The 24,255-nt window shown below is 64.7% G+C and carries 24 protein-coding genes and 1 pseudogene; 5 read left to right on the plus strand and 20 right to left on the minus strand.

Annotated features, from left to right (window positions below; translation table 11 throughout):
- Positions 1 to 4: 4 nt before the first annotated feature.
- The 5 genes from ACNFIC_RS15555 to ACNFIC_RS15575 all read right to left on the minus strand — a co-directional run bounded on the left by ACNFIC_RS15555 (position 5) and on the right by ACNFIC_RS15575 (position 6,416).
- Entirely contained in the window at positions 5 to 2,248 is a 2,244-nt protein-coding gene (locus ACNFIC_RS15555; RefSeq protein ID WP_138221760.1) for a xanthine dehydrogenase family protein molybdopterin-binding subunit, read from the minus strand.
- Positions 2,248 to 2,703 carry a (2Fe-2S)-binding protein gene (locus ACNFIC_RS15560; protein ID WP_138221759.1) on the minus strand — a complete coding sequence of 152 codons (456 nt, stop codon included), beginning with the start codon at positions 2,701 to 2,703 and terminating at the stop codon, positions 2,248 to 2,250. The genes ACNFIC_RS15555 and ACNFIC_RS15560 overlap by 1 nt, the downstream gene beginning before the upstream one ends.
- Positions 2,704 to 2,884: 181 nt before the next feature.
- Positions 2,885 to 4,381, minus strand: coding sequence for a glycine betaine/L-proline transporter ProP (gene proP / locus ACNFIC_RS15565; RefSeq protein ID WP_138221758.1), 1,497 nt, complete (start codon positions 4,379 to 4,381; stop codon positions 2,885 to 2,887).
- Between the two features lie 100 nt (positions 4,382 to 4,481).
- Entirely contained in the window at positions 4,482 to 5,402 is a 921-nt protein-coding gene (gene glsB / locus ACNFIC_RS15570; RefSeq protein WP_138221764.1) for a glutaminase B, read from the minus strand.
- A gap of 114 nt (positions 5,403 to 5,516) precedes the next feature.
- The gene (locus ACNFIC_RS15575; RefSeq protein ID WP_138221757.1) at positions 5,517 to 6,416 is read right to left on the minus strand and encodes a LysR family transcriptional regulator; all 900 of its coding nucleotides are present in this window, start codon (positions 6,414 to 6,416) and stop codon (positions 5,517 to 5,519) included.
- A 106-nt stretch (positions 6,417 to 6,522) separates the two neighbouring features.
- Between ACNFIC_RS15575 and ACNFIC_RS15580 the strand changes: the two genes are divergently transcribed.
- Positions 6,523 to 7,602, plus strand: coding sequence for an AbrB family transcriptional regulator (locus ACNFIC_RS15580; RefSeq protein WP_416781347.1), 1,080 nt, complete (start codon positions 6,523 to 6,525; stop codon positions 7,600 to 7,602).
- A gap of 54 nt (positions 7,603 to 7,656) precedes the next feature.
- Here ACNFIC_RS15580 and ACNFIC_RS15585 read toward each other — a convergent pair whose 3' ends face one another.
- From ACNFIC_RS15585 to ACNFIC_RS15595, 3 genes are all read right to left on the minus strand, one after another.
- The gene (locus tag ACNFIC_RS15585) at positions 7,657 to 8,199 is read right to left on the minus strand and encodes a heme-degrading domain-containing protein (RefSeq protein ID WP_416781348.1); all 543 of its coding nucleotides are present in this window, start codon (positions 8,197 to 8,199) and stop codon (positions 7,657 to 7,659) included.
- Between the two features lie 179 nt (positions 8,200 to 8,378).
- Positions 8,379 to 8,804 (minus strand): hypothetical protein, encoded by a 426-nt coding sequence (locus ACNFIC_RS15590; RefSeq protein WP_416781349.1) that lies wholly within the window; start codon positions 8,802 to 8,804, stop codon positions 8,379 to 8,381.
- 80 nt (positions 8,805 to 8,884) lie between these two features.
- Positions 8,885 to 9,574 carry a hypothetical protein gene (locus ACNFIC_RS15595; protein ID WP_416781350.1) on the minus strand — a complete coding sequence of 230 codons (690 nt, stop codon included), beginning with the start codon at positions 9,572 to 9,574 and terminating at the stop codon, positions 8,885 to 8,887.
- A gap of 171 nt (positions 9,575 to 9,745) precedes the next feature.
- Between ACNFIC_RS15595 and ACNFIC_RS15600 the strand changes: the two genes are divergently transcribed.
- Positions 9,746 to 9,907 (plus strand): DUF2986 domain-containing protein, encoded by a 162-nt coding sequence (locus tag ACNFIC_RS15600; protein ID WP_416781351.1) that lies wholly within the window; start codon positions 9,746 to 9,748, stop codon positions 9,905 to 9,907.
- Between the two features lie 4 nt (positions 9,908 to 9,911).
- Positions 9,912 to 10,607, plus strand: a complete 696-nt coding sequence (locus ACNFIC_RS15605) for an HD domain-containing protein (RefSeq protein WP_416781352.1) — start codon at positions 9,912 to 9,914, stop codon at positions 10,605 to 10,607.
- Between the two features lie 34 nt (positions 10,608 to 10,641).
- On the opposite strand, the pseudogene ACNFIC_RS15610 reads toward ACNFIC_RS15605, so the two are convergent.
- Both ACNFIC_RS15610 and ACNFIC_RS15615 read right to left on the minus strand, forming a co-directional pair.
- Positions 10,642 to 10,710, minus strand: a pseudogene (locus tag ACNFIC_RS15610) (transposase domain-containing protein); the annotation flags it as partial.
- Between the two features lie 89 nt (positions 10,711 to 10,799).
- Positions 10,800 to 11,624: a GIY-YIG nuclease family protein gene (locus ACNFIC_RS15615; RefSeq protein ID WP_416781353.1), complete on the minus strand. Its 825-nt coding sequence runs from the start codon at positions 11,622 to 11,624 to the stop codon at positions 10,800 to 10,802.
- 470 nt (positions 11,625 to 12,094) lie between these two features.
- On the opposite strand from ACNFIC_RS15615, the gene ACNFIC_RS15620 reads away from it, so the two are divergent.
- Entirely contained in the window at positions 12,095 to 12,352 is a 258-nt protein-coding gene (locus ACNFIC_RS15620; protein ID WP_138221749.1) for a hypothetical protein, read from the plus strand.
- Between the two features lie 52 nt (positions 12,353 to 12,404).
- The gene (locus tag ACNFIC_RS15625; RefSeq protein WP_138221748.1) at positions 12,405 to 12,704 is read left to right on the plus strand and encodes a DUF3077 domain-containing protein; all 300 of its coding nucleotides are present in this window, start codon (positions 12,405 to 12,407) and stop codon (positions 12,702 to 12,704) included.
- Positions 12,705 to 12,812: 108 nt separating this feature from the next.
- Here the strand turns inward: ACNFIC_RS15625 and ACNFIC_RS15630 are convergent, their stop codons facing one another.
- From ACNFIC_RS15630 to ACNFIC_RS15675, 10 genes are all read right to left on the minus strand, one after another.
- Positions 12,813 to 13,412, minus strand: coding sequence for a sarcosine oxidase subunit gamma (locus tag ACNFIC_RS15630; protein ID WP_138221747.1), 600 nt, complete (start codon positions 13,410 to 13,412; stop codon positions 12,813 to 12,815).
- 3 nt (positions 13,413 to 13,415) lie between these two features.
- Positions 13,416 to 16,319 (minus strand): 2Fe-2S iron-sulfur cluster-binding protein, encoded by a 2,904-nt coding sequence (locus ACNFIC_RS15635; protein ID WP_416781354.1) that lies wholly within the window; start codon positions 16,317 to 16,319, stop codon positions 13,416 to 13,418.
- Positions 16,316 to 16,621, minus strand: coding sequence for a sarcosine oxidase subunit delta (locus ACNFIC_RS15640; RefSeq protein WP_138221745.1), 306 nt, complete (start codon positions 16,619 to 16,621; stop codon positions 16,316 to 16,318). The genes ACNFIC_RS15635 and ACNFIC_RS15640 overlap by 4 nt, the downstream gene beginning before the upstream one ends.
- Before the next feature lie 11 nt (positions 16,622 to 16,632).
- Positions 16,633 to 17,874, minus strand: a complete 1,242-nt coding sequence (locus ACNFIC_RS15645; RefSeq protein WP_138221744.1) for an FAD-dependent oxidoreductase — start codon at positions 17,872 to 17,874, stop codon at positions 16,633 to 16,635.
- Complete coding sequence (gene folD, locus ACNFIC_RS15650; RefSeq protein ID WP_138221743.1) at positions 17,856 to 18,767, minus strand: bifunctional methylenetetrahydrofolate dehydrogenase/methenyltetrahydrofolate cyclohydrolase FolD; 912 nt, start codon at positions 18,765 to 18,767, stop codon at positions 17,856 to 17,858. The genes ACNFIC_RS15645 and folD overlap by 19 nt, the downstream gene beginning before the upstream one ends.
- Positions 18,764 to 19,630, minus strand: coding sequence for a formyltetrahydrofolate deformylase (gene purU / locus ACNFIC_RS15655; protein WP_138221742.1), 867 nt, complete (start codon positions 19,628 to 19,630; stop codon positions 18,764 to 18,766). Before purU ends, folD begins: the two co-directional genes overlap by 4 nt.
- Positions 19,631 to 19,895: 265 nt before the next feature.
- Positions 19,896 to 20,810 (minus strand): pyridoxal-phosphate dependent enzyme, encoded by a 915-nt coding sequence (locus tag ACNFIC_RS15660; RefSeq protein WP_138221741.1) that lies wholly within the window; start codon positions 20,808 to 20,810, stop codon positions 19,896 to 19,898.
- A 14-nt stretch (positions 20,811 to 20,824) separates the two neighbouring features.
- On the minus strand, positions 20,825 to 21,520 hold the full coding sequence (locus ACNFIC_RS15665; RefSeq protein ID WP_416781355.1) for a helix-turn-helix transcriptional regulator: 696 nt from the start codon (positions 21,518 to 21,520) through the stop codon (positions 20,825 to 20,827).
- A gap of 230 nt (positions 21,521 to 21,750) precedes the next feature.
- The gene (locus ACNFIC_RS15670; RefSeq protein WP_416781356.1) at positions 21,751 to 23,454 is read right to left on the minus strand and encodes an amidase; all 1,704 of its coding nucleotides are present in this window, start codon (positions 23,452 to 23,454) and stop codon (positions 21,751 to 21,753) included.
- Between the two features lie 216 nt (positions 23,455 to 23,670).
- Complete coding sequence (locus ACNFIC_RS15675; RefSeq protein WP_416781357.1) at positions 23,671 to 24,255, minus strand: hypothetical protein; 585 nt, start codon at positions 24,253 to 24,255, stop codon at positions 23,671 to 23,673.

Genomic DNA, 24,255 nt, shown 5'->3' on the forward strand with positions numbered 1-24,255 from the left:
CTCCTTAGCTGAACGAATGGCGGTCAAGTGGCAGGCTGCGGATGCGTTGCCCGGTCAGCCGCGCGACCGCATTGGCCACGGCCGGTGCCACTGCTGGCAACGGTGGCTCGCCGATGCCGCCCATTTTTTCGCCGCTCTCGATAATGCGTACATGCACCCGTGCCATGCGCGCAGGCGGCAGGATCGGGTACAGGTCGTAATTGCGCGCCTGCGGCATACCGTTGCGCCACACCGCTTCTTCCAGCAGGGTTTGCGACAAGCCCAGCGCGACCGCGCTGTTGACCTGGGCTTCGATGATCGCCGGGTTGACGATGCTGCCAGGGTCGATGGCCTGCCAGATGTCGTGCACCTTGACCTGTCCGTTGTCGATGGACACCTCGGCGATCACTGCTGCCTGAGAGCCGAACGGCGAGGCCATGGCCACGCCACGGGCGCGCTGGCTGCCGTCTGCGGCGGTGAACGGGCCGCGCTTCCAGCCACCGGACAATTCGCCCACCGCCCGCAGCAGGGTGGTCAGGCGGGAATTGTCGCGCAGCAGGTGCAGGCGCAGCTCGAACGGGTCATGCCCGCCTTTGTCAGCCAACTCGTCGAGGAAGCTTTCATAGAAGAAATCGTTGAGCGAATTGCCCACTGATCGCCAGTAGCCGAGCATCGCCGGGCCTTTGACATAAATCTGCGCAATGCGCTTGTTGGCAATGGCGTAGGCCTTGCCTGACAGCCCTTCGAGTGCGGTGGGGTCGATTTTTTCGCCTTGCTTGCCGGCCAGGGCCTCGGTCGGGCCTTCGGTAGCGCTGATCGCCTCGATGGCCACGGGCAGGCCTTTTTCGTCCAGGCCGGCGCGGAACTTGACTACCGCCACCGGGCGCAGCACATCACGCAGGAACTCTTCCTCACGGCTCCAGATCAGCTTGACCGGGCGTCCAACCGCCTTGGCCAGGGCAATCGCCTGCGGGTAGGGGTTGGCCGAGTCGTACAAAAAATGCCGACCGAAGAAGCCGCCCAGCAGCGGCGAGTGCAGGGTGATCTGCTCGGGCGCCAGCCCAGTGCGCTTGGCAATGTCGGCGCGGAACATGTCTGGCGCCTGGTTGGGCAGCCAGACCTCCAGGCTGCCGTCGGGGTTGAAGCGGGCGGTGGCCGAGGGCGGCTCCAATTGGCCGTGGTTCAGGTACTGGTTGCGGTAGCTGGCTTCAACGGTGGTCTTGGCCCCGGCCAGGGCAGCGGCGATGTCGCCTGCGCGCTCGTCATCGCGGGCCGGTCCGGTCTGGGCGGCTAGGTGGTCGCGCCAGGCATCGCTTGAAAAGTCTGCCGGCATCACCCGCAGCGGGCTGTCGGCGGCAGGTGCCTGCCAGTCGACCTGCAAGGCTTCGGCAGCACGCTTGGCGTGCCACCAGCGCTCGGCCACCACGGCCACTGCGCCGGGCAACCGGTGTACCGAATGCACACCCGGCATGGCGCTGACCTGCGCTTCGTTGCGCACCTCGGCCACGGTCATGCCCAGGCGGGGAGCGTGCTGCACGGCGGCGTGCAGCATGTCGTCGAGCTTGATGTCGATGCTGTAGATCGCCTTGCCGGTGGACTTGTCGTAGGCATCCACGCGGCGCACTGGCTTGCCGATCCAGCGGAACTGGCTGGGGTCGCGCAGTTGCACGCTGGCCGGATCCGGCACTGGCAGGTCCATCGCAGCGCCAGCCAGCTCGCCATAGCTCAACGTACGGCCAGAGGCAGCATGCAGCACCTTGCCAGGCGCACTGGACAGCTCGCTCAGCGGCACACCCAGTTGCGCGGCGCCGGCTTGCAGCAGCATGGCGCGGGCCAGTGCGCCGAGGCGGCGCATGGTCGGATAGCTCATGCGCACCGACATGCTCCCGCCGGTGATACGCATGCCGTTTTCCATCACCACATAGGCTTCACCAGGCGGGGCGCTGTCGACCAGGAAGTCGGCAGGGTCTACATCCAGCTCTTCGCCGACGATTTGTGCCATTGCCGTGTAGGTGCCCTGGCCGCCCTCCATGAAGGGGCACAGCAGGCGGACTTTGCCGTCCGGGCGGATTTCCAGGAACGCCGGCACCTGGGTGCCGCGCTCAGGGCTGGCGGCGGCGTGGGCGCGTGGCGTGCCCACCGGCAGGCCGAAGCCCAGCACCAGTGCGCCGATGGCGGTACCCGCCAGAAAGCGTCGGCGCGACAGGTTGACGGTTTCGCCAGCGGGCAGCCGCAGCAGGTCGGCGGGGGTGTCCAGGGGAGCGTTCATCAGGCGTTACCCCCTTCGGACAGGTCTTGCACGGCGGCATGGATGGCGTTGTAGGTGCCGCAACGACACAGATTGACCATCGCCGCGTCGATCTGCGCGGCACTCGGTTTAGGCGTGTGCTTGAGCAGTGCGGTGGCCGCCATCACCTGGCCGGACTGGCAGTAGCCGCACTGCGCCACTTGATGCTCGACCCACGCCGCCACCACGCGTTTGCCGACCGCGTCGTCCTCGATCGCCTCGATGGTGGTGACCTCGCGACCGACCACCCCGGCCACCGGGGTCACGCAGGCGCGTACCACGTTGCCATCCACCAGCACCGAGCAGGCGCCACACTGGGCCAAGCCGCAGCCGTACTTGGTGCCCGTCAGGCCGAGGTCGTCGCGGATTACCCAGAGCAAGGGCGTGTCGGCGTCAGCCTCGACCTGATAGGTCTTCTGGTTGATTCGTAGTTCCATGGCTCACCTGCTGATCATCGGTCGATGTGTCGTGGTTTTTTTGACCTGCCGCGCGTCGAGGCGCGGCTCGGGAGGGTACAGATCAAAGACTCTAGCGCGCATGTAGCGTGTTTCCCATGTCGGGCCCGGCAGGTTCGCAGGATCAGGCAAGGATTTCGGGGGATTGCGCTAGTGTCCTGTCTCAGTCGATACGCGGATGCTGCTGCGCCAGTTGCTGGCGCTTGGCTTCAAGCTCGGCGATCTGCGCGTCGATATCCTCGATCTTCTGCTCGATGTTGTCGTGGTGCTCGCGCAGCAGTTCGCGTGCCTCTTGCAGGTCCGATGCAGCCGGGGCCGCACCGCGCAGGGGACGGTTGGCGGTTTCCTTCATGGTCAGCCCGGTGAGCAGCCCGATCACGGCCACCACCATCAGGTAATAGGCCGGCATGTACAGGTTGTCGGTGCTTTCGACCAACCAAGCGGCCAGGGTCGGGGTCAGGCCTGCGATCAGCACCGAGATGTTGAACGCACTGGCCAGGGCACTGTAGCGAATGTGGGTCGGGAACATCGCAGGCAGCGTCGAGGCCATTACACCGATGAAGAAGTTCAACAGCACCGCCAGGATCAGCAAGCCAGCGAAAATCACTGCCAGCTTGCCGCTGGTGATCAGCATGAACGCCGGCACCGCCAGCACGAACAGGCCAATGCTGCCGAGCAGGATGAATGGCCGGCGCCCCCACTTGTCGCTGAGCAGGCCGATCAACGGCTGTACGAACAGCATGCCGATCATGATCGCGATGATGATCAGCACGCCATGGTCCTCGCTGTAGTGCAGGTTGTGCGAGAGGTAGCTGGGCATGTAGGTGAGCAGCATGTAGTAGGTGACGTTGGTGGAAATCACCACGCCGATGCAGGTCAGCAAGCTCTTCCAGTGCTGGGTGGCGACTTCCTTGAACGAGACTTTCGGGCCGCTGGCCAGGCCTTCGCGATCACCTTGTTCGAGGGCCTCGACATGCTGCTGGAAGGCTGGGGTCTCTTCCAGCGCATGGCGCAGGTACAGGCCGATCAACCCCAATGGCAGGGCCAGGAAGAACGGCAGGCGCCAGCCCCATTCGAGAAACTGCGCCTCGCCCAGGATCGTCGAGATCAGCACCACCACGCCTGCGCCAAGCACGAAGCCTGCGATGGAGCCGAAATCCAGCCAGCTGCCGAGGAAGCCGCGCTTGCGGTCAGGGGCGTATTCGGCGACGAAAATCGACGCCCCGGTGTACTCGCCGCCTACCGAAAAGCCCTGGGCCATCTTGGCGATCAACAGCAGGATCGGCGCCCAGATGCCGATGCTGGCATAGGAGGGGATCAGGCCGATGGCGAAGGTGCTCAGGGACATGATCACGATGGTCGCGGCGAGCACCTTCTGGCGCCCATAGCGGTCGCCCAGGGCGCCGAAGAACAAACCGCCCAGCGGGCGAATCAGGAACGGCACCGAGAAGGTCGCCAGCGCCGCGATCATCTGCACGCCGGGGCTGGCGTTGGGGAAGAACACCTTGCCCAAGGCATAGGCGACAAAGCCGTAGACGCCGAAGTCGAACCACTCCATGGCGTTGCCCAAGGCTGCGGCGGTGATTGCCTTGCGCATCTTGGCGTCGTCGACGATGGTGATGTCCTTGAGGCGGATAGGCTGTTGCTTGCTGGTAGTCATGACAGGGTCCCTTGCGTGTCCTATGGGATCAGAGGCTCGGGTGCGCAAAATAATTCCGCGCCAGGTTTCATTCCTTGCGCGCAGGGTCGGGCAGCGGCGCTCAGCCGACCGGCGAAAACACCGACCCGGTCAGCCGCTCGCTGAGCAACTCCAGTGCGCGCAGTCCCGCCAGCGAGTTGCCCGAGGCATTCAGCGCCGGTGACCACACGCAGATGCTGTAGCGCCCCGGCACCACCACCACGATGCCGCCCCCGACGCCGCTCTTGCCCGGCAAACCCACGCGGTAGGCGAAATTGCCGGCCTCGTCGTACAGCCCACTGGTGGCCATGATCGCGTTCACCTGCTGGGCCTGGCGCGGGCTGAGCACCTGTTCGCCGCTGTGCGGGCAGTGGCCGCGGTTGGCCAGGAAGGCGAAGGCACGGGCCACGTCCACGCAGCTCATCGACAGTGCGCAGTGGTGGAAGTAGCTGCGCAGCACGGCTTCGACCTCGTTGTGGAAGTTGCCGAAGGCCTGCATCAGGTAGGCCATGGCGGCGTTGCGCGCGCGGTGCTGGTACTCCGAGTCGGCCACCACGGCATCGCTGACCAGCCGGGGGTTGGCCGCCAGGCGCCGGACGAAGTCGCGCATCGACAAGGTCGCGGTGGCATAGCGCGATTGGTTGATGTCGCAGATCACCAGCGCCCCGGCATTGATGAACGGATTGCGTGGGCGGCCTTTTTCCACTTCCAACTGTACTAGCGAGTTGAACGCCTGACCCGAGGGCTCATAACCCAGGCGCTGCCAGATCGCCTCGCCGCTGTGGCTGATCGCCTGCACCAGGCTGAAGACTTTGGAAATGCTCTGGATCGAGAACGGTGTACGGGCATCGCCTGCACAGTGCAACTGGCCATCCAGGCTTTGCACGGCAATGCCCAGCTGGTTCGGATCGACTTGGGCGAGGGCGGGGATGTACTGCGCCACCTGGCCTTGGCCGAGCAAGGGGCGTACGTGGTCGAGGATGTCTTCGAGGAGTGCCTGCATGCTAGGGCCTGGTGTGAGGGATGGGCGCATTCGGGGAAGTCCTGATAGACGCATGCCGCAGGCGCCAGAGCACATGGGGGACGCACTTCGGGCGCTGGCTGAAGCGGCGCGGCGCTACGCCTGTCCGGCCAGCGCTGCGCCGCTTCTGAGCAACTCCACCATCACCTGTGCTGCCGGCGGCACGTAGCCGTCGGCGCGCAGCCACACTGCCACGGTGCGGCGCATGGTGGTCTCGGCCAGACGGACCTCGCGTAGCTGCGACATGCCGTGGCCATGCTCCAGGGTTTCCCGGGCCAGAAAGCTCAGCAGCTGCGTGCGGGCGATCAGGCGGGGTAGCAGCGAGATGGCATTGGTCTCGATCTTCACCCGTGGCGCTGGCAACTGGCGCGACAGGAACGCGTTGTCGATCCAGCGCCGCGCGTTGACCGTCGGGGCGCCCAGTACCCAGTGGTACTGGCACAGGTCCTTGAGTTCGACACTGCCTTCGAAGATCGGGTGGTCGGCACTGGCCACCACCACCGCTTCGTCGTGGATCAGCGGGTAGGCGAGAAACTGCGGGTCATCGACCATCAGTGGGCAGATGATCGCATCGAGGCGCCCGGCGCGCAGCGACTCGCGCAGCACATCGTCCTGGGCGATGGACAGGCTCAGGGTGATCGCCGGCGCGCGCTCCAGCAAGCTGGCCGCCAACTGCGGCAACAGGTGCTCGGCCATGCTCGCCGCGCAGCCCAGGCGAATGTTGCCGGTCAGGCCACTGGCGAAGTCGCGCACCTCGCGTTCGGTTTCACTGATGCTCAGGCGCAACTGTCGGCCACGGGCCTGCAACAGCGCACCGGCATCGGTGAGCTTGATGCGCCGGCCATCGCGCTGGAACAGCCGGGCGCCAAGTGATTCCTCCAGGCGCTGGATGCTCTTGCTCAGCGCTGGCTGGCTACGGTTGAGCTTTTCGGCGGCGCGGCCGAGGTGGCCAAGTTCGGCGATGGTTTCGAAATACGTGAGGTCGCGAAGGTCCATGATTCATGAATTTCAGTTATGGATTCATCGAAAGTGGAAAATAGACCTGATCGATTGCGCCGTCGATAATTTGTTCACTGTATCGCCCTGTTCGAGGATCCAGACCTTGCTTCTACCCGCTCACTGGCTGCGCTGCACGTGGTTTCAATGGCTGGCCCTGGTGGTACTGGCGGCCACTGCCGGGCAACTGTTGCACCGCCTAGCAGTGCCGGCAGGCTTGTTCCTCGGGCCGATGATCGTGGCCATTGGCTTTGGCGTGAGTGGGGCGCGAATCCGCCTGCATCGGCAGGTGTTTCGCTTCGGGCAAGGCTGTGTCGGGCTGCTGGTGGCGCATTCGATCTCCTGGGCGGTGTTGGTGTCGCTGGCGCAGTCCTGGCACCTGATGCTGTTTGCCACGCTGCTGACGGTGTTGCTCAGTGCCGTGGTAGGGCTGGGCACCGTGCGTTTTGGCGGCATCCCGGGCAATACGGCGGCCTGGGGCACTGCGCCGGGGGCCGCGTCGGCGATGGTGTCGATGTCCGAAGAGAGCGGCGCCGACCCACGCGTGGTGGCGACCATGCAGTACGTGCGCGTGGTCTGCGTGGTGCTGGCCGGCTCGCTGGTCAGTCATTGGCTAAGTACTAGCCAGGGTGTGGCCGCACCAAGCGTGCAGCATCCAGGCGCGGCGCCACTGGAGGTGGTCAACCTGCTGTTGGGGCTGGCGGTGATCGGTGTGGGCGTGCTGGCTGGCGCCAGGCTGCCGGCAGGCGCGCTGCTGGTGCCGCTGTTGCTGGGCGGCAGCCTGCAACTGGCGGGGTTGCTGAACATCAGGTTGCCGGAGCCACTGCTGGCGTTCGCCTACGGCGCTATCGGTTGCTACATCGGGCTACGCTTCGACCGCCAGACCGTGCGCTATGTCGCGAAGCGGCTGCCGGCGATGATCATCGGGGCGCTGGTGCTGATCGTGCTCAATGCTGGCTGTGCCTGGTTGCTGGCGCGCATGGCCGGCACCGACTTCCTGTCGATGTACCTGGCCACCAGTCCCGGCGGGCTGGATGCCATGGCTATCATCGCGGTGGAAACCCGCGCCGATGTGGGGCTGGTGCTGGCGATGCAGACACTGCGCTTGTTCGGTGTGATTCTGACCGGGGCATTCATCGCGCGGCAGATCATCCGCCTGACCGAGCACACGGCCAGGGCAGACTAGGTGTCGCTCGCTGCCCAAGGCTGGGTAGGGCGGCGTTCACACGCACTGGCGTGCTCAGCCGCTCACCGGTTCACGCGCGGCCTTCTCGCTGGCGCGTTTGGCCGGGGCCGCCAGTGACAGCGCGGCGCGGTCGTGCCCGAGCAGGTCGCACAGCGCATCGACGATCACCTGATGATCCTCCCGCTCCGGCAGCCCCGAAACGGTCACGCAACCAATCACCCCGGCACCCTTGACGGTGATCGGGAAACTGCCACCGGCACTGGCGTAGTCGCAGAGCGGAAGATTGTAACGCTGGGTGATGTCTTTTTGGTCCAATGCCAGCTGGTGGCCAATACGGTACGAGCTGCACAGAAAACGCGCCACGGTATTGCGCTTGCGGCGGATCCAGTCGTGGTTGTGCGGGGTGATGCCAGGCCGGCCGGCGAGGAACAGCACTTGGTCGAAGCGTCTGACCTCGATCAACAGCGCCCAGCCTTGCGCCTCGGCGCGCGCGTGCAGGCGCGAGCCCAACTGCCAGGCGACCGCTTCGTCGAAGTGTTCGAATTGCAGCAGTTGTTCCTGACGGATCAACAAGGCCAGATCCTCGGCAAGGGCCATGATGGCGCTCCTCCGCTTTAGGGCTCCGTGCAAGGGGGGTGTCCGGGCTGCCATGCCAGGTTCGGATGAACCAAGATGAAATGTTTTTCATCTTGTGTTCAGCAAGCGTAGCAGTGTTTTGCGACGGGCTCGGGAGGTCCTTCGACCGCTTGGCGTATCGCCGGGACGCGGCTTGCCGATTAACGCGACTGACGACTGTATTCGAGCTGCTCGTTGAAGCTCTTGATAAAGCCTGGGATGAAACCTTGCGTGAAGGTGTAGGTGTAGTGAGCCAGAACCGCGACGATCAACAATGGCACCACCACCCCGACAAACTCGCTGTGGCGTCGCGCGCAGCGCCACAGCCCCACCAGTTGCCACAACCACAGGATAAGGCTTATACCGATCAGCACCCCGGCGAGGTAGGCCGAATCAATCGGGTCGCGCGAGGGGTTGCCCAGCAGGGTTTCCACCTGCGGCGTTGCCAGAGCGTCGAACAACAGGCGTACGGCAACGCCGTTGAGCCAGAAGGTGCGAGTCAATGACAGTTCGCCACGCCAGTGACGGGACAGGTACGAGCGACGCGGCTCGGTGTGCGCAGGTGCGGTGTTGTAGGCGCGGTCCATGACGGCGGCAAATCCTTGAGAGCAAAACGGCTAGTAAAGTAGCAGTTTGCCATTATTTCGGCCAGGTTCACCCAGGTGCGTCAACCCGGCTTGCGGCTGGCGAACGCGATCAACTCGGCGCCGTGAAAGAGGCGGGTATCTACGCGGTAACAACTGTCGAGGTTCTTGCGCACGTAGCCCCATGGTTTTTCAGGCGGGCCGCAGTCGGAGTACAGCATCGCATCGACCAGTACCCAATAACGCACGCTGTTGTCGGACTGCGTCAACAGAAACAGACTGGACGTGAGCACGGCGATGGCGAAGAACGGCCTGAGCTGTGCAAGCGATTCGGGCGGCGTCTGGCCTTGCTCCGTGGGGGCTGGCTTGGCGCGAGACACGGGTTGGACGACCTTTCGGTAGGCGCTGGTGATGAGCAGGTACAAACCGATGAGCATCAGCGACAGCGGGATGGCCAGCAGCACGCCACCCACGCTCGCCGATTGCCGGATGTATTCGGCTTCGATACCCAGTTGGGCGTTTATCTGCTTTTCGGCAGACAGCTTGCAGATGAAGAAAATCACCACCGAGCAGAAGAACGAAGTCGGCCAGTGGTTGATGAACGTCAGGATCCGCTTGCGGTTCGCCACGCCGTAGACGATGCCAGCGAGGCAGGTAAGGGTGACAACGGCGTACATCAGCACGGTGAAGTGCTCAGGGCTAAGGCGTGCCGCCAGCCACAGGCAGGCAAGCAGGCCAAGGTACTTGAGCAGTGCTTTTTTGCGTTCACTCAATGTCGTGTGCTCCTTTTTTGAGTGGATGGGCAAACCGGTGCCATCCAAGGCCGGCTTGCCCGGCATTTTACTCAACCGCGCGTTGCTCGCGATGAGCGCCGGCCACCTCATGCACGGCGCCGGCACTTGCTGTATCGTGCGCCCCGACCCGCCCGAAGGAGGCTGCCAAGCATGAACCGCCGCAAGAAGATCAACCAGTTGCTCAAGGCCCACGCCAAGAAGGCCAGCGCCAAGCTGGCACCCAAGAGCAAGGACAAGTACATCTGCAAGGCCGAGCGCCAGCGCATGGCAGATGAGGCCGCCGCCCAGGCGACTCCGCCGGTCGAGGGCTGAGGGCATGTCCGGCACGGCGTTCCAGCCGTTTGCGCAATTGGCCGGCGAGCTGCTCGCTTACCTGCCGGCTGACCAGGCGGACGGCTCCCACGACCTGTCGCACCTGCAGCGGGTCTGGGCCAACGCCCGGCGCATACAGGCTGTGGAAGGCGGGGACCTGGAGGTGCTGCTGGCCGCCACCTTGCTGCATGACTGCGTGGCAGTGGAGAAAAACTCGTCCCTGCGCGCCCAGGCCTCGACGCTCTCGGCCGAACGGGCCGGGGTCATCCTGGCCGGCATGGCCTGGCCGGCGCCGCGTATCGATCAAGTGACCCATGCAGTGCTCAGCCATAGTTTTTCAGCTGGTTTCGAACCCTTGACCCTGGAAGCCAGGATTCTGCAGGACAGCGACCGCCTGGATGCCATCGGCATGGTCGGCGTGGCGCGCTGTTTCTATGTGTCCGGGCGCATGGGGTCGGCGCTGTACGATGTCGAGAACCCCACCGCCGAGGGTCGCGATTATCGGGATCGAGCATTTGCCATCGAGCACTTCCACACCAAGCTGCTGAAGCTGGCCGAGGGTTTTCAGACCACGGAGGGCGCGCGTCTTGCGCAGGTGCGGCATGGGCGGCTGAAGGTTTTTTTGGCGGATTTCATGGATGAGATAGGCATATCATCCGCGCGCTGGGGCCAGAAATGTTCGGATCGATCAGGTGTTTGAGGGAGTGCGAACCATTAACCCCACCTATCACAGGATGGGGCAACCGCTCCATTACGTGGCGCAGCCACGTATAGGGTTCCTGGCCGTTGACCTTGGCTGTCTCGGCTTGAACCGCCCTGAGGGGGCGATTCAGTTGCTGCATCGCTTGCCCTTCGCATTGGGCCTACTTGGCAATCCCCCCAATTTTGGGCTTCAGTTCCCATTCAACCCACTGTCCCGGGTCAGCAGCCTGCGCTTCCAGTGGATTTCCTTGAGCATCATTTCATCCTTGCCTGTGTGCTTGTCAGCGATCTCCAGGATGCTGAAACGAAAGTTTTCGGCAAATGAATCGCCGCGTCGTTTGTGCAGCTCGCGAATCCTGACATTCCCGCCGTGGCCGCTATGGGCGTAGGTTGCCCAACGGTCCCAAAGGCCGCCTGTGCCGGTTGCTGAGCCCACGTAGAGTTGCTCCTCGCCCTTTGTCCGATCGGAAATCAAATAGACGCCCGCGACGTTCGAAAGCGCTGTATGCCACGACTCAAGACCCTCCCTTACGATGGTCTTGAGCTCGACGTGGCTGATGTCCACGTCCTTGTAGCCGGGAAATTTGCCGACGGTCATGGGTTTTTCAAGAATCGAGGAAATGACCATGCTCCTGAGGCAGGTTTCCAACCAAAGGTAATTGCCCCGGGGTTTGACATAGTCGAGGATCAGGCGGCCTTCCAATTCGGCGAACTCTGGTATGCGGCGGTAGTGGTAGACGAACTCGCGTTTCTCGGGCTTGGATTTTTCTTGATTGAGCGTCAAGCAATCGTAGACCCCGGCAAGCAGCCATTTGTGTGTGCCAGGTATTTCCACGAGTCCGAGCAGGTAGTCGCATTCGAAGTTCCTGCGGCTTTGCCATGACTGCCAGTCGTCAAACTCGCCCGCGAGGTAAACGTCCATGGGGTGATCGTGGCCATTGTGCTGCGCCAGGTGCACCTTGGTGTTTTGGACGCAGAGGGCGGGTTGCAGGCTGGTAAGCAGGTTGATGAGCATCAAGGACAGTCCAGTGTCTTGCGGAATGGAAAACGGATGATGCTATTTGGCCATTCCCTTGGGGGAAATGCCATCCACTTCCTACCGCAGACGTTGCAAACCTTGATCGTGAGAGCAACTTTCTTGCGTGGTCCTACAGAAATTAATCAGATTTTCCCTATTCCGTGTAGGCCGTTTCCGAACCATGCTTTGCCACCTTTTGCATCATCGTACTGAGGTCTAGTCTCGCCAAGTCGCTGCGAAAACAGCGGCCGGGTCTGCAAGCCTGCGCGGGACAACTAGAACCAGTACCACCAGAACCAAGGCTTTATAAGTCTGGTTTGGCTTGATGGTGGCTGCGTGCGGGTGGCCTTCGGGCCAGCCGGGCTTTTCTCTAGTTGCCCCGGTCTTGCAGGCCCGTACGTAGCCGCCACCCTTCACCTGCAAGTGAATGGATAGCGGCCCGATCAGTGCAACTAGAGAGCTATGCCATGTTCAAACCCGTCCCCGATCCACCCCAATTCCCCGATACCCCTCACTACCTCGAAGACACCCTGGCCGAAGCCCTGGAATACACCCAATGTGGCCTTGCCGTTGGTAGGCAATCCCTGGCTTTCCTGCCCAGATCACCCGCCACGATGATGCTGCTGAGCGTGATGCACGAACTCGATGCCGTGCGCACGTTGGTGGAGTGCGCGCTGGCGCAGGTGCAGCTCAAGACGCGACGTGACACCTGCACGCTGCATTGACCTCGGCGCTCGCACGCGTGCGCTTTGGTGTCATTCGACAAGAGGAGTTCTCATGAGCGAGCACACTTTGGACCCTTTGGGAAAACTTGGCTGGACCGTCGGCACCGCCACCTGCATGGAGGGCGCCGTCGAAGGCAAGCGACTGTTCCAGGTGGTGCCGGGCAACTGCGCCGATCACGCCCTGGAGCAAGCCTCGATCCTGCTCGCCAGTGCGCGGCGTGCTTCGTTTATTGGGGTGATGGACAACGAACCCACTCTGGTCTGGGCCGCCCACTACCTTGGCGAAATGGCCAAGGCACTGATGGACGATGCACACAGGGGAATGCACAAAAGCGGTTGCCCTGCGCGTTGACCCCATTGCAGGTTTTGCCAGCGCTCACCGCCACGGCCAATGGCTTGAAATCAGTGCCGGCTTTGGGCAGCTGGCGAAGCCTGCGATAGGTCTCGCCAGACGATCCATTCATCCCAACGATTTCTCAAGGGATTCGACCACCCCCTCGAATTCAGCCATTGCATCCTTCAATGCCGCAAGGAAGTACGCCCGTGACGCCCGGTCGAACAACACGTGCAGCGCCCCACCGACATTCACCACGATCACGTTGATCCGCGCCGCCGAGGTCTGTGCCACGCTGCCCACGGCAAATGCGCCGTCGCGCAGGTCCACCCCGCACAGCTTGGCCATCAGCGCACTGACCTGGTCGCCGGCCAGTTGCACCCAGGCGTGGCTGTCCTGGCGCGGTAGCAGGTAGTTGCGCGTGTCATCGTCCAGCGTCCACTCGGTTTCGAGTGCTGCTACGCGCGCTCCACGCTCGGCGAGGGCTCCCAGCACCAGGTATTCGGTGTTCGACAAACGCGCCACCCAGCCGCCGTCGTCCTGGCGCTCGGCATGGTTGGGCCGGGCCGGCAGGCGATAGCCTCGGGCCTGTAGCCAGGCTGCGCTGTCGGCGCCGCGAAAACCCACGCGGGGCAACTCGGTCAGGTCGGTCAGGGTGCACGGCGACAGCAACACCGAGGGGTGGCGGCGTTCATCGAACGCTTCGGCTTTCAATGGACGGGTCATCACTCACACCTCCTGACGGGCGTTTTCGGGGTCGAAGAATGGCAGTGGCACCACCTGCGCCTGGACGATCTCGCCGCCCTCCACGCGAATCGGGATGTGCATGCCGGGGGTGGCCTGGCCTGCGCCAGCGTAGGCCAGGCCGATGATGCGGCCGAGGGTCTGCGAGTATTCGCAGGAGGTGACGTTGCCGCTGATGTGCGCCCCATCCAGTACCAAATGGCCTTCCAATGGCTGGGTAACGCCCTTGGGCAGGGTGAAGCCGACCAGCTTGCGCTTGAGCGGCTGGGCCTCGAGGATCTCGATGGAGCGCTTGCCGACGAAGAACGGCTTCTTGCGACCGATCGCCCACTGCATGTCGATCTCGCCGGGGTGGGTCATGCCGTCGGTGTCCTGGCTGATGATCACGTGGCCTTTTTCCAGGCGCAGCAGGCGTTGGGTCTCGACCCCGAACGGGCGGATGCCTTCGCCCTGGCCGGCCTGCATCAGGGCGTCCCACAGGCGTTCGGCATGGCGTGCGGGCACGTGCACTTCATAGCCCAGCTCGCCGACGAAGCCCACGCGCATGATCCGCGCCGGGATCCCGGCCACCGTGCCCAGACGCACGCCGAGGTAGGGGAAGGCCTGAGCTGACAAATCGACGTCGTCGCACACCTTGGCCAGCACCTGGCGCGACAGTGGACCGGCGAGGTTGACGGCCGCCAGGGCGGCGGTGACGTTGGTGATGTCCACGTCCAGGCGCCACTGGGCGTTCCACTTGAGCATCTGCTGGTAGATACGATCGACGCCGCTGGTGGTGGCGGTGACATAGAAATGCTGGGCACCGAGCCGAGCACACACGCCGTCGTCGATCACCACGCCATGCTCGTTGGTCATCAGCGCGTAGCGCGTACGACCGATGGCCAGCTTGGCGAAACCGAAGGTGTACAGGCGTTCGAGCAGCTCGGCAGCGTCCGCGCCGCGCACGTCCAGCCCGCCGAGGGTGGACACGTCGATCAGCCCGACTTTTTCGCGCACCTGGCGCGCCTCGGCCTGCATGCACGCCTCACGCGCGTCGGGCTTGCCGTAGTAGGCGGGGCGCTGCCAGATACCGGCGGGCATCATCTTGGCGCCTGCCTCCAGGTGACGGCGGTGCATCGGGGTTTGCCGGTAGGGGTCGAAGGCACGACCGGCCACATGCGCAAGTTTTTCCGCCTGGAACGGCGGACGCGCCGTGGTGACCCCCGTTTCTGAAATACTGCGGCCTGTGGCCTGGGCCACCAGACGCGCGGTGGGCAGCGCCGAATGGCGGCCTTGCGAGGGGCCCATGCCGACGGTGGAGAAGCGCTTGACCAGTTGCACGTCACGGTAACCGCTGCGGGTGGCATTGACGATGTCGCGTACTTGCAGGTCTTCGTCGAAATCGACGAAATCCTTGCCCTTGGGGTGGGGGAAGATCGGCCAGGGGAAGTTGACCTTCGCCTCGGGGCCGAAGGTGCCCTGCGCCGGGGTGGGCAGGCCGAGTGCGGCCAGGGCCTGGGCTGCGGCGCGGGTGGCGTCGGTGAGCACGTTATCCAGGGCATGCTGGCCATTGACCGAGCCTGCGATATCCAACCCTGCGGGCAGGCCGCTTATGGTGAACGCGTCGCGGTTGACCTCGTACGCCAGCTTGCCACCGGCTTGGCACAGCAACTGGTACACCGGCATGTAGCCGGCTGACATGCACAACAGGTCGCAGGCGACGCGCAGGCCGTGCTCTCCGACCTTGCCTTGCCCGGTGATCGGGCGAATCTCGGCGCCGCTGACGTGGCGCATGCCGCGTTCATGCAGCGCCTCGTAGACGGTGCTGCCCAGGTGCAGGGGGATGTCGCGGCGCTTGAGTTCGGCGGCAAGCGCCGGGTCGGCCGGGGCGGCGCGCAGGTCGACCAGGGCGGCGACGGTGACGCCTTGCTCCTGCAAGTCGAGGGCCGCCAGGTAACCGTCGTCGTGGCCGGTGAGCAGCACTGCGCGCTGGCCGGGCTTGACCGCGTAGAGCTTCATCAGGCGCTGCGCGGCGCTGGTCAGCATGACCCCGGGCAGGTCGTTGTTGCGAAACACCACCGGCTGGTCGAAGGAACCGGCGGCCACCACGCAGCGTGTGGCACGCACCTTGTACATGCGCCGGTGCTGGATCACTGGCAGGTAGTTGTCGGTGAACCAGCCATTGCAGGTGGCCTCGCACAGTACCTGGATGTTCGGGTGGCCTTCGATGGCGCCCAGCAGCTCCTGGCGCAGCCTGGCAGCGCGCTCGCCCTGGATGTCGAAACGCGCGTAGTTGAGCGAGCCGCCCAGTATAGGCTGCTGTTCGATGAGCAGCACCTTGGCGCCGGCATTGGCGGCATCCAGCGCGGCGCGCAGACCGGCGGGGCCGGCGCCGATCACCGCCAGGTCGACGAACAGATAGGCCTTGTCGTAATACTGCGGCTTGAAATCGAGGTTGAGCACGCCCAGGCCGGCTTTCTTGCGGATCAGCGGCTCCCAGACCTTCCACATGCCCTTGGGCTTGTAGAACGAGCGGTAGTAGAAACCCACCGGCATGAAGCGCGAGAACGTGCCCAGGTAGGCGTCGCGGTCGTGGTCGAGGCTGCCGTTGAAGTTCTGGCCTTCGACCACCAGCCCATCACTGACAGCGTGCAGGTCGGCCAGTACGTTGGGCTCGTCGGGCAGTTGCACCAGGGTGTTGGCGTCCTGTCCGGCCAGGCTCAGCGGGCCGCGCGGGCGGTGGTACTTGAATGAGCGCGACAGCAGCCAGCGGCCGTTGCCGAGCAGCGCGCTGGCGATGCTGTCGCCGGCAAAGCCCTGGTAGCGCTGGCCGTCGAAACTGAAATGCACGGGCCGCTCGCGGTCGATCAGCAGGCCCATGGGCGCGGGGAGGCGAGTGTGGCTGTTCATCCGGCAATCTCCGGGCTGGCGGCGGGGGTGAAGTCGACGCGCTGGTCGAATACGTCTTTGGGGTCGAAGGTGCGCAGCACCTGGTCACTGACGGTGTGGCGCTCGGCCAGGAACCAGTAGCTGGAGGCGTTGTGCAGCCACCACTCCAGTACCACGCCTGCGAGGTTCTCGCTGTTGAACACGTAGTCGGCCCACTCGGCGTCGCTGCACGTGGCGGGGTCGGGCATGTGCTTGAACTCGCCGCCGTAGGTGAACTCGCTGATGTTGCGTGGGCCGTTCAAGGGGCAGGTGAGGATCTTCATCGGTGTGCTCCTTAGTGGCTGGCCGCGGTGGCGCCCATTTCGTTGACCTGCTGGAAGCGGCTGAAGCGCTCCAGGGCGAACGGAGCGATCAGTTCGGGAACCTTGCCGCCGCTGGCGACCAGCTCGGCCATGCTCTTGCCGCAGATGGGCGTTGCCTTGAAGCCCCAGGTGCCCCAGCCGGCGTCGAGGTAGTAGTTGTCTATCGGCGACAGGCCCATGATCGGGCTGTAGTCCGGGGTCATGTCGGTGCTGCCGGCCCACTGGCGCATCAGCTTGGCGTTGGCCATGAACGGGAACATCTCGATGGCGTGGGCCAGCAGGCTTTCCTTGAGGTCCAGGGTCGAGCGGGTGTTGTACAGCGGGTAGGGGTCGGAGCCGCCGCCGAAGACGATCTCGCCACGACTGGTCTGCTGCACGTAGCAGTGCAGTGCAGAGGAGCTGACCAGCGGGTCGAGGAACGGCTTGAACGGCTGGGTGACCATCGCTTGCAGCGGGTAGGTGTGGATCGGGGCGCGGATGCCGGCCTTGGCCATCAGCAGCGAACTGGCCCCGGCCACCGCCTGCACCACGCAGCCGCACTGAACGTTGCCACGGTTGGTCTTGAGCGCTTCGATGCGGCCGTTGCGGATCACCAGCTCCTGCACTTCGGTGAGCTGATGGATTTCCACGCCGCGCTTGGCCGCCTGTTTGGCATAGCCCCAGGCCACGGCGTCGTGGCGCGCGGTGGCACCGTCGATGTGCCACAGGCCTGCGAGCACTGGCAGGTGGCCGGGGTCCAGGTTCAGGCTGGGGACCAATTCGCGGATCTGCTGGCGGTCGATCATCTCGGTGCGCCCGCCGAAGTGCTTGTTCACCTCGGCACGTTGGCGGAAGGCGCGCACGGTGGCGTCGGTGTGCGCCAAGGTGAGCTGGCCGCGCTCGGAGTACATGATGTTGAAGTCGAACTCGTTGGACAGGTTCTGGAACAGCCGCACGGATTCTGCGTAGAAGCGCACGCCCTCGCTGGTCAGGTAGTTGGAGCGGATCACCGCCGTGTTGCGCGCGGTGTTGCCGCCGCCCAGGTAGGCTTTTTCCAGCACCGCGACATTGGTGATGCCGTGGTACTTGGCCAGGTAGTAGGCGATGGCTACGCCGTGGCCGCCGCCGCCGATGATCACCACGTCGTAGCGCGGCTTGAGTTCGCAAGGTGGCGGCAGGTCGACGTCCACCGGGTAATCGGCACTCAGGCCGTGTTTCAGCAGGGCGAAGGGCATGCGGTGCGCTCCAGGTGGGCGGCCTGTTGTTGCAGGTCGAGGGCCAGCAGGGTGTTTTTCATCAGGTAGGCGATGGTCATCGGGCCGACACCGCCGGGCACCGGGGTGATGGCGGCAACCTGGGAAAGGGCTGCGTCGAAGTCGACATCGCCGACCAGGCGGCTGCGGCCGTTTTCCTCGATGCGATTGATGCCGACATCGATCACCACCGCGCCAGGCTTGAGCCAGCTGGCGTCGATCAGGCGCGGTTTGCCCACCGCGGCCACCACGATGTCGGCCTGCCTGCACAGCGCCTGCATATCGCGGCTGCGCGAATGCACCACGGTCACCGTGCAGTCGGCTTGCAGTAGCAAGGCAGCCATGGGTTTGCCGACGATGTTCGAGCGGCCCACCACCACCGCGTACTTGCCGCGCAACTCGCCACAGGTATCACGCAGCAGGCGCATGCAGCCGCTGGGGGTGCAAGGGGTGAGCACGTCGCGGCCCTGGGCCAAGCCACCGACATTCTGGCTGTGGAAACCGTCGACATCCTTGAGTGGGTCGATGGCTTGCAGTACGCAGTGTTCGTCGATGTGTCTCGGCAGCGGCAGTTGCACGAGGATGCCGTTGACATCCGGGTCGCGGTTCAGGCGTTCGATCAGCGCCAGCAGTTGGGCCTCGGTAGTGTCCGGCGCCAGGCGGTGTTCCAACGAGCGAATGCCCACTTCCTCGGCGCGGAGCACCTTGTTGCGCACATATACTTGGCTGGCCGCATCCATGCCCACCAGCACCACTGCCAGAGCCGGTTGCAGGCCATTGTCGCGCAGGCTGCCGACCTGCTCGCGCACCTCGGCCAGGACCCGCGCTGCGGTGGCCTTGCCGTCGATCAGCGTGACGCTGGAGAGGGCGTTCATTTGAAGATCACCGTGCGGTCGTGATTGAGAAATACCCGGTGTTCGAGGTGGTACTTGACCGCGCGCGACAGGGCGATGGTTTCGGTGTCACGGCCGATGGCCACCAGGTCGTCGGGGGTGTAGGCATGGTCCACGCGCTGTACTTCCTGCTCGATGATCGGGCCTTCGTCGAGGTCGCTGGTGACGTAGTGGGCGGTGGCGCCGATCAGCTTCACGCCGCGTTGGTAGGCCTGGTGATAAGGCTTGGCGCCCTTGAAGCCGGGCAGGAAGGAGTGGTGGATGTTGATCGCCTTGCCGCTGAGCTGGCGGCACAGGTCGTCCGACAGAATCTGCATGTAGCGCGCCAGTACCACCAATTCCGTGCCGGTCTCCTCGACGATACGCATCAGCGCGGCTTCTTGGTCGGCCTTGGTTTCCTTACTGACTGGCAGGTAGACGAAGCGAATGCCCTGGCGTTCGGCCATGGCGCGCAGGTCAAGGTGGTTGGACACCACGGCGGTGATGGTCATGTCCAGCTCGCCCTTGGCGTGGCGGTACAACAGGTCGCTGAGGCAATGGTCGAATTTGCTCACCATCAGCAGCACGCGCATGGGCTTGGCACTGCTGTGCAGGCTCCAATCCATGGCAAAGCGCTGGGCCACGTCGGTGAAGCCTGCTTCGAGTTGTGGGGTGTCACCGCTCACGCCAGTGTTGTAGCGAAACACCGCGCGCATGAAGAAGCGGCCGTTATCCTCGTCGTCGAACTGCGCCATCTCGCTGATGTAGCAACCGTGCTCGGCCAGGTAGGTGGTGACCGCTGCGACGATGCCGGACACGGCCGGGCAACTGACGCGCAGGATGAAATGGTCGGGAGCGGGGTGCATGGGGGTGTCCTCGTGGCGTGAAGGGGGGCAGGGCTGGCACAAGGGCGAAAGGGGCGATGCGGAGATATTTTCTTGGTGGGAATATAAATTTCCCTTGGGAGATTTATAGGCGAAGTGGGGGTAGGAGGTCCAGCGGTTTGTGAAATTTTTTATCCTGTGAGGAAAGTTTTGCCGATTTCAGGGGGCAAGCTCTTGTAGGTGCGCCTCGGCAAGGCTGCACCTACAGGGGGGCGCTGGATTCGGATATCGCGCAGAGGTGGACGGCTTACGCCTGTTCCCGCCAGGCGCGGATCTGCTCCAAGGTGGCTGTGGCGCCGCCGCAGACGATCACCAGTACCTGGCGATAGGGCGCCAGCACCTCTGGCCGCTCCAGCAGCGCCAGGGCTGCGCCGCAAGCTGGCTCCACCAGCAGGCGGTGATCGCGCAGCAAGCGTTCGCAGGCCTGCAATGCCTCGCGGTCGCTGACCACGTGGCTGTACAGCGGATGCTCGCGGCTACAGGCCAGCGCCTGATCGGCCACGCGCTTGGCGCCGAGCGAGGTCGCCACCGAGGTGATGCCCGGCAGCTCGACGCTGTGCCCGGCGGCCATTGCCGCATGCAGCGAAGCCGCGCCGTGGGTTTCCACCGCCAGCACCGGTACATCCGTCCAGCCGTTGCGCCGCAGGCCCTCGACCACGCCGCTGAGCAGGCCGCCGCCGCCGACCGACAATACCAGCGCATCGGGCTTCATGCCCGTCGCGGCCACTTCGTCGATCATGCTGGCATGGCCTGTCCACAAAAGCGGATCGTCGAACGGGTGGATGAAGGCATCTTCAGGCCCGAGCAAGGTTTGGGCGTGGGCGTTGGCCTCCTGCCACGAACTGCCGCGCACCACCACGCGGGCGTCCTCCAGGCGCAGCAGCTGTTTGGCGTGCTCGGTGGTGGTCTCGGGTACCACCACGGTCACTGGCACGCCCAGTTGGCGCCCGGCGTAGGCCACCGCCAGCCCGGCATTGCCGCCCGAGGACGAGACGAAGTGGCGTGCCCCTCGGGCGTGGTGGGTCTGACAGGCATGGCCGACCCCGCGCAGCTTGAACGAGCCGCATGGCTGCAAGGCTTCGAGCTTGAGCCAGATCGAACGGGCGGTGCTCAGCGAGAGCGGGCGGGATTCGATCAGTGGGGTGTGGATGTGCAGGGTCATGGCGGCTCCGGTGCTCAGTCGCGGACAGCCGGCGCGTGCTCGCCGCGCAGCTGTTCCAGGTAGTTGTAGATGGTGTAGCGGGTCACGCCGAGGGCCTCGGCGGCTTTCTCCACGCCGCCCTTGACGATGAACAGGCCGCGATCCTGCATCATCCGCACGGCCTCGACCTTGGCTTGCTTGTTCATGCGTCCCTGGCCGCTGCGCTGCAACGCGGCCTGGATGATCTCGGCCATCAGCACCGGCATGTCGGCGGGTGCGTCGTGGGTGAGCGGCGTGGGGTTCGCGCCGAGCGCCTGGAAATGCTGGAGGAATGCGACGGCGGCATCGAGGCCGGTGATATCGGTGTTCACGCACAGGCTGGCGAACGGCTGGCCGGTGCTGTCGCGGAAAATGGCGGTGGCGCTGCGCAAGCTGCGACCCTTGAGGGCGGTGGGGTAGTCGGGCAGCACCAGCGGGGTGTTGCCGTGTTGGTCGCGGGCAGCCTGGAGCAGTGCCTTGAAGCCCTGGTCCTGCTCGGGGGCGGCAATAATCGGGCTGCCGACCTGGCGACCGGACACTTGGCCGTTGGCGATCGCCACCACCGAGCGTTCGGGTTGCTCAAGGTCATGCAGGAGAATTTCGACATTGCTGGGGGCAACGCTGGCCAAGGCCTGCAAGGCGGCCTTTAGCACAGCGAAGGTGAGCTGGCGCTCTTCGGCGGGCGTCATCATGGCGGGCACTCAAAAATCAACAATTGGTTGATTTTTGCATGCGCTGTTGAAATTGGCCAGGGTTTTGGATGCCGAGCTTGCGGCCCGTCACTGTGTAGGAGCGGCCTTGTGTCGCGAAAGGGCCGCAAAGCGGCCCCAGCAATACCCGCATGATGCGCAAATCGCGGGGGGGGCACCCCTTTCGCGACACAAGGCCGCTCCTACAGAGAGCGCACAGCCTCAGCCGACGATCAGCCCAGCTTTGGGGTGCGCGGCGGGATCATCCGGCGCGAGCCGGTGTCTTCGAACGCGGCTGCGAATTTCAACAGGTCGTTGTCGCTGTACGCTTTCCCGGCGAAGGTCAGGCCGACCGGCATGCCGATATCGGCCATCACCCCCATCGGTACGGTCACGGTCGGCACGCCCAGGTGGCGGATCGCCAGGTTGCCATTGGCCACCCAGACCCCGTTGCTCCAGGCGATGTCCGCCGAGGCGGGGTTCACGTCGGCATCCGCCGGGCCGACGTCGGCCACGGTGGGGAACAGCACCGCGTCCAGGCCCTGCGCGTCCATCCAGTCTTCCAGGTCGAGCTTGCGGGTCGCTTCCAGGCCGCGCAGGCCATCCGGCACGCTGGCGATCTGGTCCCAGCTCTTGAGGCCGCGCTTGGCCATGTTGACGTACTCGTCCATACCGGCCGCCAGGTCGTCCTCGCGGTTGGGCAGGGTGCCTGGATCATGAGGGAAGATCTGCGAGCCGTCGACATCGGCCAGACGATTGAGCTTGGGGTCGCCGTTGGCGCGCAGGAAATCGTCGAAAGCCCAGCCGGACAGCTCCCACAGCTCATCGTGAAGGAACGCTTTGCTGACGATGCCTCGGTTGAACACAGTCGGCGCGCCCGGGCGGTCACCCTCGCAGTTGGAGACCAGCGGGAAGTCGGTCTCGATGACTTCGGCACCTGCCGCTTCCAGCGCCTTGCGGGCGTCCTGCCACAGCGCGATCACGCTGTCGCGGGTGTGGATGCGCTGGCCCGTCGGGCCGCCGATACCGGGTTTTTCCGAGGTGCCGGCGTCCTGGTCGGCATTGATGTACATGCGTGGTACGCCAAAGCGCTTGCCCTTGAGCGCGTCGGCCTTGACGGCCAGGTCCAGGTAGGACGCTGGGCGCACGCTGGAGGCAGCCGGAATCGGCACCCACGGTTGCAGGCGCCACAGATCGCCACGCTTGTCGGCATCGTCGGCCACCACCACGTCGAGGATTTCCAGCAGGTCGGCCATGCTCCGGGCGTAGGGCACCACCACGTCCATGGTCGGCGTTAGTGGCCAGTTGCCGCGCACCGAGATCACCCCACGCGAAGGGGTATAGGCGCACAGTCCGTTGTTCGAAGCCGGGCCGCGGCCACTGGACCAGGTTTCCTCGGCCAGGCCGAAGGCGCTGTAGCTGGCGGCGGTGGCGGTGCCGGCGCCGTTCGAGGAGCCCGAGGCGAAGGGGGCGGTCAGGTAGTTGGCGTTGTACGGGCTTTCGGCGCGGCCATAGACGCCACGCTGCATCCCGCCGTTGGCCATCGGGGGCATGTTGGTCTTGCCCAGGCAGATGGCGCCAGCGGCGCGCAGGCGCTCGACGGTGAAGGCGTCGCGTTGGGCGACCAGGTCCTTGAATGCCGGGCTGCCGGAGGCGGCGGTCAGGCCTTTGACCAGGTAGCTGTCCTTGGCGGTGTAGGGGATGCCGTCCAGTGGGCCGAGGGTCTGGCCTTGGGCGCGGCGTGCGTCGGAGGCTTCGGCTTCCTTGAGCGCTTCGGGGTTGCGCACGACCACGGCGTTCAGGGCGGTGGCGGTGTCCTTGCCATCAAAGGCGTCGATCCGTGCCAGGTAGGCCTTGACCAGCGCCACGGCGGTCGTGCGGCCGGTCTCGAGCGCGTTGCGCAGCTCGGCAATGGAAACCTCGGTTACCTCGATCATGCTGTCACCACAGTTGTGCAGGTGGAAAATCATGCCGGCGAGTGTAGCAAGAAGGTCTTGTCGGACGCAGGCATGCAGCGGGGAAATGGTTCGTTGCAGCGCGGCATTCTGCGGGGCGGTTTGGCGGGCGTTGATGCAAGCAGGGGGCGTCGGGAGGCGGGGTGTGTTTCGCGCCGGACCCGCCCCCACGCCGGGAGCGGGTCGGGCAGGTCGCGGCTACAGCAGCTTGCGCTGCACGGCCTCGTCCAGCGTGCTGCGGGTCAGCGCGCTGACCACATCACGGGTGTCTGCCTGGAACGGCAGGCCAACGATCAGCACCAGTTGCATCCAGGTGCGCACCGATTCGCTCTTGCTGATGCGGCCCAGCTCCTTGCCATCCTGGTCCTTGAACACGGTCTGCAGAGTGAAGGTGTTCTTGGCCGTGGATGGAATCAGGAACAGGGTGAAACCGGTGATGAACGCCGAGGCCGGGACGTACTGCTCGTGGTTGGTCAGGGTCGATTCGGCGTACAGCTGCGCATCGCCTTTCTGCGTGCTGACCTGGGCGAAGCGGCCGGACTGCCGGTAGGTCTCGCTGATGGCTTTTTCCCACATGTCGGCCTGGGCGCCACTGACCGGAACTTGCGCGCCGTCGTTGACCTGGTAAAGGGCGGTGCTGCGCAGGTAGGTGGTGGGTTTGTCGGCGGCGCTGCTGGGCGCAGGGGGCCAGGTGCCGACCTCTGGCAGGTCTCCGGTGGAGTAGGAGACGCAGCCGCCCAGGGCCAGGGCGCCCAGCAGCAGGCCGTGTTTGAGGATGTTCAT

Source organism: Pseudomonas sp. NY15463 (assembly GCF_048068415.1).
GTDB classification, from domain to species: domain Bacteria; phylum Pseudomonadota; class Gammaproteobacteria; order Pseudomonadales; family Pseudomonadaceae; genus Aquipseudomonas; species Aquipseudomonas mosselii_C.